12 protein-coding genes are annotated in these 16,829 nt (G+C 75.1%); 5 read left to right on the top strand and 7 right to left on the bottom strand.

Annotation, left to right across the window (positions count from 1 at the left end):
- Position 1: 1 nt before the first annotated feature.
- Both ACWEPX_RS27410 and ACWEPX_RS27405 read right to left on the bottom strand, forming a co-directional pair.
- Complete coding sequence (locus tag ACWEPX_RS27410) at positions 2-1,126, bottom strand: GNAT family N-acetyltransferase (protein ID WP_451900125.1); 1,125 nt, start codon at positions 1,124-1,126, stop codon at positions 2-4.
- On the bottom strand, positions 1,120-1,959 hold the full coding sequence (locus ACWEPX_RS27405; protein WP_451900124.1) for a 3-hydroxyacyl-CoA dehydrogenase family protein: 840 nt from the start codon (positions 1,957-1,959) through the stop codon (positions 1,120-1,122). Before ACWEPX_RS27405 ends, ACWEPX_RS27410 begins: the two co-directional genes overlap by 7 nt.
- A 79-nt stretch (positions 1,960-2,038) precedes the next feature.
- Here ACWEPX_RS27405 and ACWEPX_RS27400 point away from each other — a divergent pair, with 79 nt between their 5' ends.
- Genes ACWEPX_RS27400 through ACWEPX_RS27385 form a run of 4 tightly spaced genes read left to right on the top strand, consistent with a single transcriptional unit; the run spans position 2,039 to position 8,768 of the window.
- Positions 2,039-2,686 carry a histidine phosphatase family protein gene (locus ACWEPX_RS27400; protein ID WP_451900123.1) on the top strand — a complete coding sequence of 216 codons (648 nt, stop codon included), beginning with the start codon at positions 2,039-2,041 and terminating at the stop codon, positions 2,684-2,686.
- Between the two features lie 58 nt (positions 2,687-2,744).
- Entirely contained in the window at positions 2,745-4,058 is a 1,314-nt protein-coding gene (gene hisS, locus ACWEPX_RS27395) for a histidine--tRNA ligase (protein WP_451900122.1), read from the top strand.
- The gene (gene argS / locus ACWEPX_RS27390; RefSeq protein ID WP_451900121.1) at positions 4,055-5,770 is read left to right on the top strand and encodes an arginine--tRNA ligase; all 1,716 of its coding nucleotides are present in this window, start codon (positions 4,055-4,057) and stop codon (positions 5,768-5,770) included. Before hisS ends, argS begins: the two co-directional genes overlap by 4 nt.
- 13 nt (positions 5,771-5,783) lie before the next feature.
- A complete protein-coding gene (locus ACWEPX_RS27385; protein ID WP_451900120.1) occupies positions 5,784-8,768 on the top strand; it encodes an AfsR/SARP family transcriptional regulator in 2,985 nt (994 codons plus the stop codon).
- On the opposite strand, the gene ACWEPX_RS27380 is transcribed toward ACWEPX_RS27385, so the two are convergent.
- The 4 genes from ACWEPX_RS27380 to ACWEPX_RS27365 form a co-directional block, all read right to left on the bottom strand.
- Positions 8,752-9,522 (bottom strand): ABC transporter permease, encoded by a 771-nt coding sequence (locus tag ACWEPX_RS27380; protein ID WP_451900119.1) that lies wholly within the window; start codon positions 9,520-9,522, stop codon positions 8,752-8,754. The genes ACWEPX_RS27385 and ACWEPX_RS27380 overlap by 17 nt on opposite strands.
- Complete coding sequence (locus ACWEPX_RS27375; protein ID WP_451900118.1) at positions 9,519-10,433, bottom strand: ATP-binding cassette domain-containing protein; 915 nt, start codon at positions 10,431-10,433, stop codon at positions 9,519-9,521. Before ACWEPX_RS27375 ends, ACWEPX_RS27380 begins: the two co-directional genes overlap by 4 nt.
- Before the next feature lie 47 nt (positions 10,434-10,480).
- Entirely contained in the window at positions 10,481-11,209 is a 729-nt protein-coding gene (locus ACWEPX_RS27370; protein ID WP_451900117.1) for an aminoglycoside 3'-phosphotransferase, read from the bottom strand.
- Positions 11,210-11,292: 83 nt separating this feature from the next.
- Positions 11,293-12,906, bottom strand: a complete 1,614-nt coding sequence (locus tag ACWEPX_RS27365; protein WP_451900116.1) for a vWA domain-containing protein — start codon at positions 12,904-12,906, stop codon at positions 11,293-11,295.
- Positions 12,907-13,065: 159 nt separating this feature from the next.
- On the opposite strand from ACWEPX_RS27365, the gene ACWEPX_RS27360 reads away from it, so the two are divergent.
- Positions 13,066-15,939: a BTAD domain-containing putative transcriptional regulator gene (locus tag ACWEPX_RS27360; protein ID WP_451900115.1), complete on the top strand. Its 2,874-nt coding sequence runs from the start codon at positions 13,066-13,068 to the stop codon at positions 15,937-15,939.
- On the opposite strand, the gene ACWEPX_RS27355 is transcribed toward ACWEPX_RS27360, so the two are convergent.
- Positions 15,920-16,702, bottom strand: a complete 783-nt coding sequence (locus ACWEPX_RS27355; RefSeq protein ID WP_451900114.1) for a Calx-beta domain-containing protein — start codon at positions 16,700-16,702, stop codon at positions 15,920-15,922. The two genes, ACWEPX_RS27360 and ACWEPX_RS27355, sit on opposite strands and share 20 nt — an antisense overlap.
- Positions 16,703-16,829 lie beyond the last annotated feature (127 nt).

Raw genomic sequence — 16,829 nt, 5'->3', positions numbered from 1 at the left:
GCTAGAACCCGTTGGCCATCCGCGCCGGGCGCGCGCCCCCGACCAGCGCGTCGAGCCCCTCGGCAGGTCCGCCCGCGAGCAGCCCGGCCCGGCGCAGGGTCGCGGTGCTCGCGGCCCCGGCGTACCAGGCCGACAGCCCCCGCGCGCCGAGCCGGACCGCGCCGGTGCCGCCGTGCTCGTGGCGCACGGCCGCGCCGTCCCAGACCAGCCGGTGGCGGCCGGAGTTCCACGGCGCGTCCGGGTCGTCGACCTCCAGGTCGACGGTGAACGGGCGGGCGTGGGCCACCGCGGGCCAGCCGCGGGCGGCGATGGCCGCGGGTAGGTCAACCACGCGCAGCATCCACGGCTCGACCTCGACCGGGGCCGCCGTGCGCGGGATGAGCAGCTCGACGGCCGGGTCCAGCAGCCGCAGCGTGATCTCGCCCACCACCGACGACCACGCGGCGATGCCCGCCAGCAGGCTGCGCGCGGTGTCGGCGTCGTCGGCGACGAGGTCGCGGACGTACAGGCCCTCGCCCCGGCGCTCGGCGGCGAGGTAGCCGCGCAGGTCGCCGTCGCCGTCCACGACGTGCACGAAATCGGGTTTCAGCAGGTCGGCGAGGGCGAAGGCGGGCTCGGCGCGGTCGAGCATGCCGTCGACGCAGGCGGCGGCGCGCAGGTAGGCCGCGCGCATCGCGGGCAGGTCGGCCTCGACCGCGGGGCGCACCGGCAGGGTGGCCCGCAGGCGGCCGACGGCGCCCATCGGCACGCGCACGCTCTCCAGCGCGCCCACGTGCTCCCAGCCGTAGCGCCGGTAGACGCCGGGGGCGCTGGGGAACAGCGCGGCGATCGGCTGCCCGGCGACGCGCATCATGCCGAGCAGGCCGCGCAGCAGCTCGCCCGCGACACCGCGCCCGCCCACGTGCGGGAGCACCACGACGCTGGCCACGCCCCCGCACGGCACCACGCGCCCGCCGAAGAACTGCCCGTACCCCCACACCCGCGCCACGCCGACGATCCCGGCGCCGTCCTCGGCCACCAGCGCCGACCAGCCCTCGCCGACCGGGCCGGACGAGCCGAAGGCCAGCCGCCGCATCCGCATCACGGCATCGATGTCGCCGGGCTCGAACGGCCGGATCCTCACCACGGGAAGAACCCCTGCCCGCTCTTGCGCCCCAGCTCGCCGCGCGCGACCTTCTCGCGCAGCAGCGCGGGCGGGGCGAAGCGCGGGCCCAGCTCGCGGGCCAGGTGCTCGGCGATGGACAGCCGCACGTCCAGGCCGACGAGGTCGGTCAGCCGCAGCGGGCCCATCGGCCAGGCGTAGCCCAGGCGCATGCCGGTGTCGATGTCCTCGGCGGAGGCCACGCCCTCCTCCAGCATCCGGATCGCCTCCAGCCCCACGGCGACGCCGAGGCGGGAGGTGGCGAAGCCGGGCGAGTCGCGGACCTCGATCACGGTCTTGCCCAGCGCCTCGGCCCAGCCGCGGACGCGGGCGAGCACGTCGGCGCCGAGGCCGCCGTGGTGGACCAGCTCCACGAGCGCCTGCACCGGAACCGGGTTGAAGAAGTGCATGCCCAGCACGCGCTCGCCGGGCAGCCCCTCGGCCAGCGAGCTGATCGACAGCGAAGAGGTGTTGGACGCCAGGACCGCCTCCGGGCAGGCGGCGGCGATCTCGGCCAGCACCGTCCGCTTGAGCGCCAAGTCCTCGGGCACCGCCTCGACGGCCAGCTCCGCGGTGGGCGGCAGCTTCGCCAGGGAGTCCACTGTGGTCAGTCCGGCGAGCGCGGCGTCGGCGTCGGCGAGCTTGCCGCGCTCCTGGGCCTTGGCCAGCGAAGCCGCCACCGCGTCCGCGCCTGCGCGGGCGCGGTCGGCGTCGGCCTCGGCGAGCACCACCCGTGACCCCGCGGCGAGGAACACGTGCGCGATCCCGGCGCCCATAGTCCCCCCGCCCACCACGACAACCGTTCCCGGGACGCTCACAGTGACGCTCCTTAGTCCTTGGCGGTGCTTCCACCCTAGGTACCTGCCACCCCCCGCCGACAACCGGCACCATGGGGGTGTGCGGATCATCCTCCTCCGGCATGCCGAGAGCATCGGCAACATCGACGAGCTGGCCTACTGCCGGATACCCGACCACGCGCTGCCGCTGACCGAGCGCGGCGAGGAGCAGGCGCGGGTCGCGGGCGCGCGGCTGCGCGCGCTGCTCGGCGACGAGGAGGTCGCCGTCTACGTCAGCCCCTACAAGCGGGCCGTGCGCACCCTCGCCCTGCTCGACCTCGGCGACCGGGTGGTGCGCCGGGTCGAGGAGCCGCGGCTGCGCGAACAGGACTGGGGCAACCTGCAGGACCCGGTGGAGCAGGAGGTGCAGAAGCGCAAGCGGCACGAGTTCGGCCACTTCTTCTACCGGCTGGCGCACGGGGAGTCCGGGGCCGATGTCGACGACCGGGTGGCCAGCTTCCTCAACGAGCTGGAGCAGCGGGTGGAGTACGACCCGTCGCACCCGAGCACCGCGCTGGTCGTCTCGCACGGGCTGACCACGCGGCTGCTGTGCAGGCGGATGTTCTCCTGGAGCATCGATCTGTTCGAGTCGCTGTCCAACCCGGCGCACTGCGAGCACCGCATCCTGACCTTCGCGGGCGGCCGCTGGCACCTCGACCGGCCGTTCGAGCAGTGGCGCACCGCACCCGACGGCTCCAGCCAGCTCTGATGGGCTGCTCCCCCTCTAATACCATTGCCTGGCATCCCCTACTTTGGAGAGTCAGCCGATGAGCGACCAGCCCGTGGTCCGACCCGCCCCGATCAGCGGCTTCACCGAGTGGCTGCCCGAGGTGCGCGCGGTCGAGCTGCATTGGCTGGACGGCATCCGGGCCACCTTCGAGCGCTACGGGTTCGCCTCGATCGAGACCCCCGCGGTGGAGTCGCTGGACGTGCTGACCGCCAAGGGCGAGACCTCGCAGGAGGTCTACACGCTGCGGCGGCTGCAGGCCGACCCGCGCGACCACAGCGACGCCAAGCTCGGGCTGCACTTCGACCTCACCGTGCCGTTCGCCCGCTACGTCGCCCAGCACTTCAACGACCTGGTCTTCCCGTTCAAGCGGTACCAGATGCAGCGGGTGTGGCGGGGCGAGCGGCCGCAGGAGGGCCGCTTCCGCGAGTTCACCCAGTGCGACATCGACGTGATCAACGTCGACGAGGTGCCCCTGCACTTCGACGCCGAGCTGCCCAGGATCATCCACGAGGTGCTGACCGGCCTGGGCCTGCCGCCCTGGTCGCTCAACATCAACAACCGGAAGGTCCTGCAGGGCTTCTACGAGGGCCTGGGCATCGGCGACCCGCTGGCGGTCATCCGGATCGCCGACAAGCTGGACAAGGTCGGCCCGGCCGGGGTCGCCGAGCTGCTGGCGGGCGCGGGCCTGTCGCCCGAGCAGGTCACCGCCTGCCTGGACCTGGCCCAGATCAAGGGCGCGGACGCCTCGGTGGTCGACGAGGTCACCCGGCTCGGGGTCAAGTCCGACCTGCTCGCCGAGGGCCTGGACGAGCTGGGCTTCGTGCTGGAGTCGCTGGCCGACCTGCCCGCGGGCAGCGTGGTCGCCGACCTGTCGATCGCCCGCGGCCTGGACTACTACACCGGCACGGTCTACGAGGGGAAGTTCCTCGACTGGCCCGGCTACGGCAGCATCTGCTCCGGCGGGCGCTACGCCGACCTTGCCGGGTCGTTCATCCGGCGCAACCTGCCCGGCGTCGGCCTGTCGATCGGCCTGACCCGGATCTTCGCCAAGCTGCTGGCCGAGGGCAGGCTGCCCGCCGGGCCGAAGTCGCCGACCCGGGTGCTGGTGGCCGTGCCCTCGGCCGAGCGCCGCGGCGACGCCTTGGCTACCGCGGCCCAGCTGCGCGGGCGGGGCATCAACACCGAGGTGTTCCACCAGGCGAGCAACCTCAAGAAGCAGCTCAAGTACGCCGAGCGCAAGGGCATCCCGTTCGTGTGGTTCCCGCCGTTCGACGAAGGAAAGCCCCACGAGGTGAAGGACATGGCGACCGGCGAGCAGACCGCGGCGGACCCGGGGACGTGGCAGGCATGAGCGGCGATATCGCACTGCTGCTCGGGCGGCGGGTGGCCGACGCGCTGGCCGGGCTGGGCGTGGAGATCACCCCGGAGGAGGCCGTCATCCGGCCGTCGTCCCGGGCGGGCGTGGACTACCAGTGCAACGCGGCGATGAGCCTGGGCAAGAAGCTGGGCAGGCCGCCGCGCGAGCTGGCGCAGGCCATCGTCGACGGGCTGGACGCCCCCGAGGTGGAGGCGCCGGAGGTGGCCGGGCCGGGGTTCATCAACCTCGTCCTGCGCACCGACTGGCTGGCCGCGCGGCTCTCCGGCCTCGACGAGCGGCTCGGCGTCGAGCCCGCCGCGCAGCCGCGCCGGTTCGCCCTGGACTACTCCAGCCCGAACGTGGCCAAGGAGATGCACGTCGGGCACCTGCGCTCGACCATCATCGGCGAGTCCCTGCTGCGGCTGCTGCGCTTCGCCGGGCACGAGGTCGTCCCGCACAACCACCTCGGCGACTGGGGCACGCCCTTCGGCATGCTCATCGAGCACCTGTCGGAGACCGGCTGGTCCGGCGACCACACCATCGGCGACCTCAACGGCTTCTACCAGGAGGCGCGCAAGAAGTTCGACGCCGACCCGGACTTCGCCGACCGCGCCCGGCTGCGCGTGGTCGCCCTGCAGAGCGGCGACGAGGCGACCCTGGCGCTGTGGCGGGACCTGGTGGCCGAGTCGACCCGGCACTTCGCCAAGGTCTACCAGCTGCTGGACATCTCGCTGACGCCCGAGGACATCTACGGGGAGAGCTTCTACAACCCGTACCTGGCCGAGGTCATCGCCGAGATGGAGGCCCAGGGGATCACCTCGGTCAGCGACGGCGCGGTGTGCGTGTTCCCGCCCGGCTTCGCCAACCGCGACGGCGACCCGCTGCCGCTGATCCTGCGCAAGCGCGACGGCGGCTACGGCTACCCCGTCACGGACCTGGCCACCGTCCGGTACTGGATCCGCGACCGCGGCATGACCGACCTGCTGTACGTGGTCGGCACCCCGCAGGCCCAGCACTTCCAGATGGTCTTCGCCGCCTCGCGCATGGCGGGCTACCTCGGGCCGGCCAACACCGCCGTCCACATCGGATTCGGCACGATCCTCGGCGAGGACGGCAAGACCATCCGCACCCGGGCGGGCGGCACGCTCAAGCTGGTCGACCTGCTGGACGAGGCCGTGCAGCACGCCACCACGCTGGTCTCGTCGCGCTCGTCGCTGGACCCGCAGGAGCAGGCCGCGGTCGCCCGCGCGGTGGGCCTGGGCGCGGTGAAGTACGCCGACCTGTCCGGCGACCGGGAGAAGGACTACACCTTCACCTGGGAGCGGATGCTGGCCACCGAGGGCAACACCTCGGTGTACCTGCAGTACGCCAACGCCCGCATCCACTCGATCCTGCGCAAGGCCGGGGAGTTCGACTTCCCCGGCGCGGAGATCACCCTGGCCGAGCCCGCCGAGCGCGCGCTCGGGCTCAAGCTCGCCCAGTTCCCGGCCGCGGTCGGCGCCGCGATCGACGGGTACGCCCCGCACAAGCTGTGCCAGTACCTGTTCGAGACGGCGACGGCGCTCACCGGGTTCTACGACAGCTGCCCGGTGCTGAGCGCGCCGGAGCCGGTGCGCAGCTCGCGCCTGGCCCTGGCCGCGCTCACCTCGGCGGTGCTGACCCGCGGCTTGGACCTGCTCGGGATCGAGGCGCCGACCAGGATGTGATTGTCCTGCCGGGGTGAGCCCCGACCTGGTCCTGCTGCCGCGGGTGTCCTACCGCGACCGGGAGATCACCGGGGGCAGGCTGCGCGACCTGCTCGCGCTGCTGGCCGCCGACCTGCGGGCCGGGTGCGGGACGCAGCGGCTGATCGACCAGCTGTGGCCCGACGAGCAGCCGGGCAACCCCGCCAAGGCGGTGCAGATCCTGGTGTCGCGGGCCCGGTCGCAGCTGGGCCCCGACCTCATCGTCCGCACGCCCACCGGCTACCGGCTGACCATCGCCGCCGAGCTGGTCGACAGCTCCGCCCTGCTCGGCTGCGCCGCCGCGGCCGCCCAGGCCGCCCGGGCGGGCGACCACGCGGGCGCCCTGGCCCACGCCGCCGCCGGGCTGGCGCTCTGGGACGGCTCCGGCGCCGAGGGCGACGGGCCGCTGTCCGCCCTGCGCGCCGAGCGGACCCCGGTCCACCGATCGCTGGTGCGGGCGCACGCGCTGGCCCTGTCCCGGCTCGACCGCCACGCCGAGGCGCTCGACGCGCTGGCCGACCTGGCCGACGAGCGCCCGCACGACGAGGAGATCCTCCTCGAACTGCTGCGCGCCGAGACGGCCACCGCCGGTCCGGCCGCCGCGCTGGCCCGCTACGAGACCTACCGCCGCATGCTGCGCGACGAGCTGGGCAGCGACCCCGGCCCCGCCCTGCGCGCCCTGCACCAGCGGCTGCTGCAAGGCGAGCCGGTCCGGCACAACGTCGCCCACGAGCCGAACCCGCTGCTGGGCCGCGAGGCCGACATCGCCGCCGTCACCGGCCTGGTCCGGTCCTCGCGGGTGACCACGATCGTCGGACCGGGCGGGCTGGGCAAGACCCGGCTGGCCCAGGCAGTCGGCCGGGCCGCCGAGCAGCCGGTCGTGCACCTGGTCGCGCTCGCGGGCGTCGGCTCGGACGACGACGTGGCGGGCGAGGTCGCCGCGGTCGTCGGCGCGGGCGAGGGCCGCATCGCCGACGCGCTGGGCCCCGGCGCGCTGCTCATCCTCGACAACTGCGAGCACGTCCTGCGCGGGGCGGCCGCGCTGGTGCAGACGCTGGTCTCCACGACGAAGGACGTGCGCGTGCTGACCACCAGCCGCGCGCCGCTGGGGCTGTCGTCGGAGTCGGTGTACCCGCTGCCGGAGCTGGACCTGGCGACCTGCGTCGCGCTGTTCGAGCAGCGGGCGCGGGCCGCGCGGCCCGGGGTGGAGCTGCCGCGGGCCGCCGTCACCGAGCTGTGCGCCCGGCTGGACGGGCTGCCGCTGGCGGTGGAGCTGGCCGCGGCCCGGGTCCGGGTGCTGTCGGTGCCGGAGATCGCCGCCCGGCTGGCCGACCGGTTCAGCCTGCTGCGCGGCGGGTCCCGGGACGCCCCGGCCCGGCACCAGACGCTGCGCGCGGTGGTCGACTGGTCGTGGAACCTGCTGGACCCGCCCGCCCAGGCGGCGATGACCGCGCTGGCGAGCTTCCCCGGCGGCTGCACCGCCGAGGCGGCGGGCTGGCTGGTCGACGGCGACGTGCTGGCGATCCTGGAGGCGCTGGTCGACCAGTCGCTGCTCAAGGTCGAGGACACCCCGGCGGGCACCCGCTTCCGGATGCTGGAGACGGTCCGGGAGTTCGCGGGCGCGCCGGGGCCGCCCGACGCGCGGTTCCTGGCCTGGGCGGCGGACTTCGGCGCCCGCCACCACGACGCGGTGTTCGGCCCGGACTCCTTCGCCGCCGCGCCGCTGGTGCGCGCCGAGGAGGACAACCTCCTGCGCGCCCTGCGCCTGGCCCCGCACCCGGCCGTCGCCGCGGTGCTGATGGGCCTGTGGGTCATCGAGTCCAACTACACCCGGCTGGCCGCGGTCGTCGCCGAGGTCGAGCCCGCGCTGCTGGCCGCGGAGCCGTCCGACCCGGCGGTCACCGCGCTGACCCTGACCGCCTGGTACGGCTACATGGCGGGCGGGAAGCGCGACGGCCCGGTGTTCGACGCGCTCGCCCGGATGCTCACCGGGCCGCCGGACACGACCGTCCGGGCGTTCGCGCACCTGCTGGTCGGCGCCCAACCCGACGGCGAGCACCCGGCCCACACCTCCGCGGCGGCGGCGCTGGCCAGCTACGACCACGAGCACGACGGCGACCTCGACGCCGCGCTGGCGGCGGGCGAGCTGGCGGTGGCGGCCGCCGACGAGCGGGCCACGCCCTGGCAGTGGGCGCAGGCGCACGGCCGCTGCGCCGAGCTCGCCCAGCGGGTGGACGACGGGCAGCGCTGCCGCGCGCACCTGCTGGCCGCCCTGCCGGTGATGGAGCGCCTGGGCGCGACCGCCGACGTGGTGGGCCTGCGCTGGTGGATGGTGCTGGCGGCCCTGGCCGCAGGCGAGGTCGACGAGGCGGGCCGGTGGCTGGACCGGGTGACCCGCGGCGACGTGGACAGCGGCACCCCCGCCTACGACCTCGGCGTGCTGGCCGAGGTGCGCATCGCCCGCGGCGAGGTCGACGCGGGGCTGGCGCTGTGGCGGCGGGTGCTCGACCAGGTCTGCGCGGTCGGGGAGCTGTACGCGGGCGGCGACCCGCCGGGGTTCGACCTGTGGGCGCTGGAGGCGCGCTGCGTCGCCGTCGTCGCGCACGCCCGCCACGGCGCGGTCGACCTGGTGGCCGACACCGCGGCGCAGCTAGCCGACCGGCTGCTGGGGATGCTCGCCAACCCGGTCGAGCAGCCGCCGCCGTACCTGATGCAGCTTCCGCTGTGGGGCGCGCACCTGCTGGCGCTGGGGATGGTCGACCTCGCGGGCGGCGACCCCCGCGGCGCGCGGCTGGTCGCGCTCGCCGAGGCCTGCGGCTACCTGCGCAACTTCCAGCCGACGATGGCCGTGGCCGCGGCGCGCGCGGCGGCGCGGGACGCCGACGGCCCGGCGTACGCCGACGCGGTGTCGGCGTACGCCGGGCTGGGCCGGGAGGAGCTGCGGCTGGCCGCCTTGGCCGTGCTCAGCGGTCGCGGTTGAACAGCCTGCGCGACCAGAGGTAGCCGACCAGGGCGATGAGGACGCACCAGCCGACCGCGACCCAACCCCTGCTCACCGGGGCCTCGGTCAGCAGGCCGCGGATCGTCTCGATGATCGGGGTGAACGGCTGGTGCTCGGCGAAGGCGCGCAGCCCGGCGGGCATCGAGTCGGTGGGCACGAACGCGCTGCCCAGGAACGGCAGGAACATCAGCGGCATCGGCAGGTTGCTCGCGCCCTCCACCGTCTTGGACACCAGGCCCAGCGCGACGGAGAACCAGACGATGGCGAAGGTGACCAGCACGACGAACCCGAGCACGCCCAGCCACTCCAGCGGGCTGGCGCTGGGCCGGAAGCCGATGAGCACGGCGACGCCGAGCACCAGCGCGATGCCGACCAGCGTTTGGATCATGCTGCCCAGGACGTGTCCGGTGAGGACGGACACCCGGGCGATGTTCATCGTGCGGAAGCGGGCGATGATGCCCTCGGTCATGTCCGTGGCCACCGAGATCGCCGTGCCCTGCGCCGCGCTGGCGATGGCCATGAGCAGGATGCCGGGGACGACGTACTCGATGTAGTCCGACCGGCCCCCGGACCCGCCGAGCCCGGCGCCGAGCGTGCCGCCGAAGACGTAGACGAACAGCAGCAGGAACAGGATCGGGAACCCGGCGAGCATGATCGTCACCGACGGGTAGCGCAGCAGGTGCTTGAGGTTGCGGCGCAGCATGGTGGCCGAGTCGGCCAGGGCGTGGCTCATCGGGCGGGCTCCTTGTCGGTCAGGGCGATGAAGACGTCGTCGAGGTCGGGCGTGTGGATGGACAGGTGCTCGACCTCGATGGACTCGTCGTCGAGGCGGTCGAGCAGGGCCTTGACCGAGCGCAGGCTGCCGTCGCTGGGCACGTGCAGGGTCAGCTCGTCGCGGTGGACGTCGCCGAGGGCGTAGGCGGCCGACTCCAGGCCGCGGGCGTCGGCGAAGCGCAGCCGCACGTGCCCGCCGGGGATCATCCGCTTCAGCTCGTCGGCGCTGCCCTCGGCGACGATCCGGCCGCCGTTGAGCACCGCGATGCGGTCGGCGAGCTGGTCGGCCTCCTCCAGGTACTGGGTGGTCAGGAAGACCGTGGTGCCCTGGCGCACGAGGTCGCGGATGACCTCCCACATGCCGCGGCGGCTGCGCGGGTCCAGGCCGGTGGTCGGCTCGTCCAGGAAGATCAGCCGGGGGCCGCCGACCAGGGTCATGGCCAGGTCGAGCCTGCGGCGCATGCCCCCGGAGTAGGTGGCCGCGGTCTTCTTGGCCGCGGCCACGAGGTCGAAGCGCTCCAGCAGCTCGGCGGCGCGCCTGCGGCCCGCGCGGCGGCCGAGGTGGTGCAGGTCGGCCATGAGGACCAGGTTCTCCTCGCCGGTGAGCAGGTTGTCCACCGCGGAGAACTGCCCGGTCACCCCGATCGCGGCCCGGATCGCGGCGGGCTCGCGCTGCCCGGCCACGGCGATGTCGCCGCCGTCGGCGCTGATGAGCGTGGTGAGGATGTTGACGGTCGTGGTCTTGCCCGCGCCGTTGGGGCCCAGCAGCGAGAAGATCGTGCCTGCCGGGACCCGGATGTCGATGCCGTCGAGGACGGTGTGGTCGCCGAAGGACTTGCGCAGCCCCACGACGGTGATCGCGTCGGTCATGGGCACAGCCTGCGGCGCGCCCGGATCAGGGCGGTTTCAGCGCGGTTTCACAGCAGTTCGTCGAGCAGCCGGTACCAGTACATCCGGTGCGGATCGATGCTGGTCAGGCCGTAGGCGTCGAGGAAGGCGTCGAAGGCGTCGTCGGCCGCCAGCTCGCGCTCGGCCAGGGCGATGTCCCGGTAGCGGTCGGCCCGGCCCAGGCGCGCGAGGTCGATCAGCACGCAGGAGCCGTCGGGCCGGATGAGCACGTTGGCCGGGGTGAAGTCCCCGTGCGCGACGACGGCGTCCTCCGCGGCGGGTCTGAGCCGGACGAGCCGGTCGAGCAGCTCCTCGGGGGTGCAGCCCGCGTGGTCGGCGTCGAAGTCCTCCGGGTCGACCCGGCCCGCGGCGACGTTGCGCCGGGCGGCGGCGATCGCGGCGTCGCGGCCCGCGTCGAAGGGGCACCCGGCGACCGGGATCGCGTGCAGGGCGCGCAGGGTGCGGCCCATCGCCGCGCCCGTGGCCGCGGGGTCGACCGGCGCCGCCTGCAGCGACGGGGCCTGCACGTCGGCCAGCACCAGCCAGGCGTCCGCGCAGGCGACGACCTCGGCGACGGGCACCCGCCCGTCCAGCCACCGCAGCCGCTCGTGCTCGTCGACGGCCTCGCCGCCGTGCTTGACGTAGAACGTGCCCGCGGCGCCCGTCGTCCGCCACACCCCGCCGCTGAGCCCTTCGTGGTCCGCCGACCAGACCGCGTCCCGCCCCACCGCGTCCACCACGACCCGAGGAATCCGCACCCGACCAGTCTGCCCGACCGCCCCGGGCAGGCGACGGCGCCCGGCCGTCCACATCGGACGGCCGGGCGCCGGTCACCCCCTCATCACTGGCGGCCGATGACGAACTCCACGCCGCCGATGTCCTCGCCGCGCTGGTCGGTCTGGTACATCCGCACGCTCTGCCCCGGGGCCGCGCGGTCGGACGCGGTGAAGGTCAGCGTGGTCAGCACCCGCTCGCCCGGCTTGAGCGCCAGGCCGTGCAGCACCGCCCGGCGCTGGTCGACGATCTCCAGCTGGGTCTCGCCGACCTGGCGCACGCCCTCGGCCTTGCCGCCTGCGGCCCGCCAGCGCTGCATCAGGTCCGGGCCGAGGTCGACGACCAGCCTGCCGCCGAAGGGCCGCTCACCGCCCGCGAGGACCAGGTCGGTGACCAGCGGCTCGCGGAACGGGTTGCCCAGGGTGAACGGGCGGGTGATCGGCTTGGTGCCCGGCAGCGCCGCCACCGAGTTCACGTTGCGCCACGCGATGTTGTTGTTGTTGCGCGCGTTGGTGTGCGTGGCGGTGGTCTCGGCGAAGGTCATCGGGTCCGACGCCGACTCCCAGCGGGCCAGCAGGCAGAAGTGGCCGGGGCCGGGCACGTTCGGCCACTCGATCATCACGGTGGTGCCGCCCGGCGGCACGCTGACGCCGGACTCGGAGCCGAACTCGGTCCAGTGCACGGGCCACTGCGCCCCGCCGCCCTGGGCGGTGTAGTACAGCCGCAACGTGCCGAGGTCAGGGCCGCTGCCGCCCGGGCCGGGGTTGTTCAGCTGCACGTAGACGTAGTTCGTCTGGCCCGCGACCGGGTTGGTGCCCGAGCACGGCGACGGCGTGGTGCACACCCGGATGTCCGGGCTGGTGTACGCCGACCCCGACACCAGCGGCTCGACCCCGGCGTCGCCGGTGTTGTCGCGCATGTAGACGTCGGTCGGGTTGCAGTTGATCAGCGCGCGGCGGATGAGCGCCGCGGTGTCGCTGCCGGTGGGGGTGGTCTGGTAGAAGTTGCCGCCCGTGGTCGTGGCGTAGTTCTGCATGATCGGCACGATGGTGCCGCTGAACGCGGTCGAGGTGGGCACGTAGATCGGGGTCAGCTTGATGCCCCTGGTCTGCGCGTCGAGCGCCACCTGCTGGGCGCTGGCCACGTCGGCGGCGGTGTGGGCGTCGTCGAAGCCGCCGGGGCGGGCGTCGGTGACCATGATCGCGTGCTTGGTCGCGTTGCTGCGCCAGGTGCCCGCGAAGTTCCCGGTCTGCGGGCGGGCGCCCGCGGGCAGGTTGTTGACCGCGGTGTTGAGCGCTTCGTCGGACGCCTCCGGCTCGCCGCCGCCACCGGTCGCGGTGAGCGCGCCGAGCTGGGCCGACACCGCGGCCTGGTTGCCCGCGGCGAGGTCGACGTCCACGGTCACGTTGTCCTTGAAGCTGACCAGGCCGAGCTTGTAGTCGCCGCCGGACAGGGCGACCACGTCCGACAGGATCGCCGAGAGCCCGGACTGCACGTTCGCCAGCGCGCCGCCCATGCTGCCGGTGGTGTCCATGACGATGGTGACGTCCATCGGGCCGCACCGGCTGGACTGGGCGGGGGCGGGCGCGGCGGCGGCGGTGCCCAGCGCGGGCGCGAGGGTGGCCGCTAAGGCCACGACGGCGGCGAGCGGCAGGCGCCGCCGCAGCAGGGTTGGGGACATGGGGAACCTCTCCCTCGGGTGGTCGAGTCGTCCCGAGCGTGCGTCCGGGCGGTTGCAGCCGGGTTGCGGGACGGTTGTCCGGTACCCGGTTGGCCGATTTGCCCGTCTGCCCGGCCGGCTACGCTCGCCTCGGGCGATGACGCACGGAGGCGACCTGGGGTGACCGGACCCGGATGGCTCGGTGTCCTGGGACCGGTCGAGGCCGTCGGTCCCGCCGGGCGGGCAGAGCTGCACGGCGCGCGGCAACGCGCCGTGCTGGGCGTGCTCGCCCTGCACGCGGGCACGGTGCTCTCGGCGACCCGGCTGGTGGACGTCCTGTGGGGCGACCGGCCGCCGCGCACCGCCGTCAAGACCCTGCACAGCCACGTCGCCCGGCTGCGCACCGCGCTGACCGCCGCGGGCTTCGGCGGCGTGCTGGTGACCCGCGACCCCGGCTACGCCCTCGACATCGACCCGGACGCGGTGGACGCCCACCGCTTCGCCGCGCTGGTCCGCGCCGCCCGCGGGCACACCCCCGAGCGGGCCGCCCCGCTGCTGCGCGAGGCCATCGGGCTCTGGCGGGGCGAGCCGTTCGCCGACACCCCGCTGGCGGGCTGGGGCGGGCACGCCGTGGCCGACCTCGCCGAGCAGCGGCTGACGGCGGTGGAGGACCTGTGGGAGGCCGAGCTGCGCCTCGGCGGGCACGACGAGGCCGCCCGCGAGCTGCCCCGGCTGCTGGCGGGCCACCCGCTGCGCGAGCGGATGGCCGGGCTGGCGATGCTGGCCCTGCACCGCTGCGGCAGGCACGCCGAGGCGCTCGCCGTGTTCGACCGGGTGCGCCGCGACCTGGCCGAGGAGTACGGCGCCGACCCCGGCCCCGACCTGGCCGCCCTGCACACCGCGATCCTGCGCCGCGACCCGGCGCTGGCCGCCGAGCCCGCCTACGGCGCCGCCCCCGCCCAGCTGCCCGCGCCCGTCGGCTACTTCACCGGCCGCGCCGCCGAGCTGGGCGCCCTCGACGACGTGGTCGCGGGGGCCGAGCGGCCGGTCGTGGTGATCACCGGCGCGGCGGGCATGGGCAAGACCGCGCTGGCGGTGCAGTGGGCCCACCGGGTCGCCGCCTGCTTCCCCGACGGCCAGCTCTACGTCGACCTCGCCGCCACCGGCGACGCGCTCACCCACCTGCTGCGCTCGCTGGACGTGCCCGACGACCGGGTGCCCGCCGACCCGGCCGAGCGCGCCGCGCTGTACCGGTCGCTGCTGCGCGCCCGCCGCTGCCTGGTGCTGGTGGACAACGCCGCCCGGGTGGACGAGGTGCTGCCGCTGGTGCCCGGCGCGGGGTCCAGCGCGCTGGTGGTGACCAGCCGCGCGACCCTGGCCGCCCTGGGCACCCGGCACGCCGTCCGCCCGGTCGCGGTGGACGCCCTCGACCACGCCGACTCGCTCGCGCTGCTCACCCGGGTGCTCGGCGAGGCCCGGGTCCGGCAGGAGCCGGTCGCCGCGGCCCGGCTGGCCCGGCTGTGCGGCGGGATGCCGCTGGCGCTGCGGATCATCGCCGCCCGGCTGCTCGGGGCCCCCGCCACGACGCTGGCCGCGACGGCGGACGAGCTGGCCACCGCGGGCAGGCTGGACGGGCTGGCCGTCGACGGCGACCCGCGGACGGTGGGCGCTGTGCTGGCCAGCGCGTACCGCCCGCTCCCCGCGGCGCAGGCGGCGATGTTCCGGATGGTCGGCCTGGTCCCGGGGCCGACCGTGACGCCCGGAGCGGGCGCGGCGCTGTGCGGGATCGGCGTGGCGGAGGCGGCGGGCGCGCTCGCCGCGCTCGCGGGCGGGCACCTGCTCGCCCCGGTCGGCCCGGAGCGCTACCGCGCCCACGACCTGACCCGGGAGTTCGCCGCCGAGCGGGTCCGGGCCGAGGTGCCCGCCGAGGAGCGCGCGGCGGCGGTGGACCGGCTGCTGGACTGGTACCTGGTGGTCGCCGCGGCCGCCAACGCCGTCATCGACCCGCGGCGCGACGCGGTGGAACCCCGGCCGCGGTTCCGGCCCGACCGGCTGCCCTTCCCCGACGACCGGCACGCCGCGCTGGCGTTCCTCAACGGCGAGCGGGACAACGTGCTGCCGGTGGTCCGGCTGGCCCTGGCCCACGGCAGGCCCGACGCGGCCTGGCAGCTGACCTACCTGCTCACCAGCTACCACGACGCGACCGGCCACTGGCACCTGCGCACGCGGGTGTGCGCGGTCGCCGCCGAGGCCGCCGCGGGCGACCCGCGCGCCGAGGCCGAGACCCTGCGCGGCCTCGGCGTCGCCTACTTCATGACCCGCCGCTTCGCCGACGCCCTGGCCACCAACCGGGCCGCGCTGCGGGCGGCGCAGGCGGCGGGCGACGCCGCCGGGGAGGGCCACGTCCTCAACAACATCGCCAACGCCCTGGCCGAGCTGCGCCGCTTCGACGAGGCCGTCGTCGCCCACGAGCGGGCGGTGGCCACCTGCGCCGCGGCCGGGAACGCGCTGGGCCGGGCGCTGGCCCAGCGCAACCTCGGGCACACCTACGTGCGGATGGGCCGGGCGGAGTCGAGCCTGGGCCCGCTGACCGACGCCCTGGGCACCTTCGCCGAGCTGGGCCACGACCGCCTGGTCGCGGCCACCCTGGACACCATCGGCGAGGCCCGCCTGCAGCTCGGCGAGCACGCCGGGGCGCTGGCGGCCGTCGAGCGGGCCATCGCCATCAGCCGCGAGCTGGGCGACCGGTGGCTGGAGTGGGAGTGCCTGCTCGACGCGGGCCGGGTGCACCTGGACCGGGGCGCCCCCGACCCGGCGGCCGAGCACTTCGCCGCGGCCCTGGCGGCCAGCCGCGCCGTCGGCGACCGCCACGGCGAGGCCGCCGCCACCGCCCACCTGGGCCGCGCCCACCTCGCGGCGGGCCGCGTCGCCGAGGCCCGCCGCGAACTCGAACGCGCCGCCGTCCTGCGCGCCGGGGTGCCCGACGCCGACGAGCAGGCCCAGATCCAGGGCGCGCTCGCCGAGCTGCGCCAGGTCACCGGGCCAGGATGGTGACCACGGTCTTGGCGTTGCCCAGCACGCCCGCCGAGGGGTCGAACAGCTCGAACCCGAAGCGCTCCTCCGGCGGCCGCGGCCCGGGCACCAGCGGGATCTCGGCCACCCCGACCGTGCTGCCCACCGGAATGGTGATCAACCCGTCCCGCACCGGCACGTAGCCGACCGGCTTGGCCAGCGCGATCGTCCGGAAGTGCACGGTGATCGGCGCGCGGGCGGGGAAGTTCGTCCTGATCTCGACCCGGCAGCTCTCCTGGCCTGCGGTGGCGACGCGGTCGGTCCCCCAGCAGATCTTCCCCCCGTCGACGCCTGTCCGCTGCGGCGGATCGTCGTCGTCGATGACGGTGCCGACCGCGCTCCCGTCCCCGATCACCAGGTTGACCGGGTTGCTGAGCACGACGGTGAACGTCTCGGTGCTCTCGGCGGTGGCATCGGCGACGACGGGGACGACGACCGTGCGCGGGGCGGTCTCGCCGTTCCAGCTCACCGTGGTCGTGGTCGCCTGGAAGTCCCCCGGCGCCACCGCGGTCCCGCTGACCGCCTGCACCTGCACCGACCCGGTGGCGGCGCACCCGGCGGCGGGGGCCACCGAGACCAGGAAGGTGAAGTTGCGGACGCCGGAACCGCCGGTGCCTTCATAGGTGCCGTAGTCGCCCACCGACACGACCGCGTCCCCGCACGCCGCCAACCCCACCTCAGGCGCCCCAGAAACCGACCCGACCGTCGCCACCGCGACGACCGCGCACAACACCGCTGTCCGCACCACTTCGCCCGCCTCCCGTCTGCATGCTTTCCCCCTGGCTAACGCACGGCGGTTGCAGCGCGGTTGTGCCCTCGGCGGTCGAGCTACCGGTCAGCGGCCTTTGGGGCGTTCCAGGAACAACGACTGT

Source organism: Actinokineospora sp. NPDC004072 (assembly GCF_053604195.1).
Note: the sequence above shows the minus strand (reverse complement) of the source record. Positions and strands in the feature narration are given on the sequence as shown.

Excerpts from the sequence above, each read along its gene's own strand:
- argS (WP_451900121.1), top strand. The coding sequence starts at position 4,055 with ATGAGCGGCGATATCGCACTGCTGCTCGGGCGGCGGGTGGCCGACGCG.
- ACWEPX_RS27365 (WP_451900116.1), bottom strand. The coding sequence starts at position 12,906 with ATGTCCCCAACCCTGCTGCGGCGGCGCCTGCCGCTCGCCGCCGTCGTG.
- ACWEPX_RS27375 (WP_451900118.1), bottom strand. The coding sequence starts at position 10,433 with ATGACCGACGCGATCACCGTCGTGGGGCTGCGCAAGTCCTTCGGCGAC.
- ACWEPX_RS27380 (WP_451900119.1), bottom strand. The coding sequence starts at position 9,522 with ATGAGCCACGCCCTGGCCGACTCGGCCACCATGCTGCGCCGCAACCTC.
- hisS (WP_451900122.1), top strand. The coding sequence starts at position 2,745 with ATGAGCGACCAGCCCGTGGTCCGACCCGCCCCGATCAGCGGCTTCACC.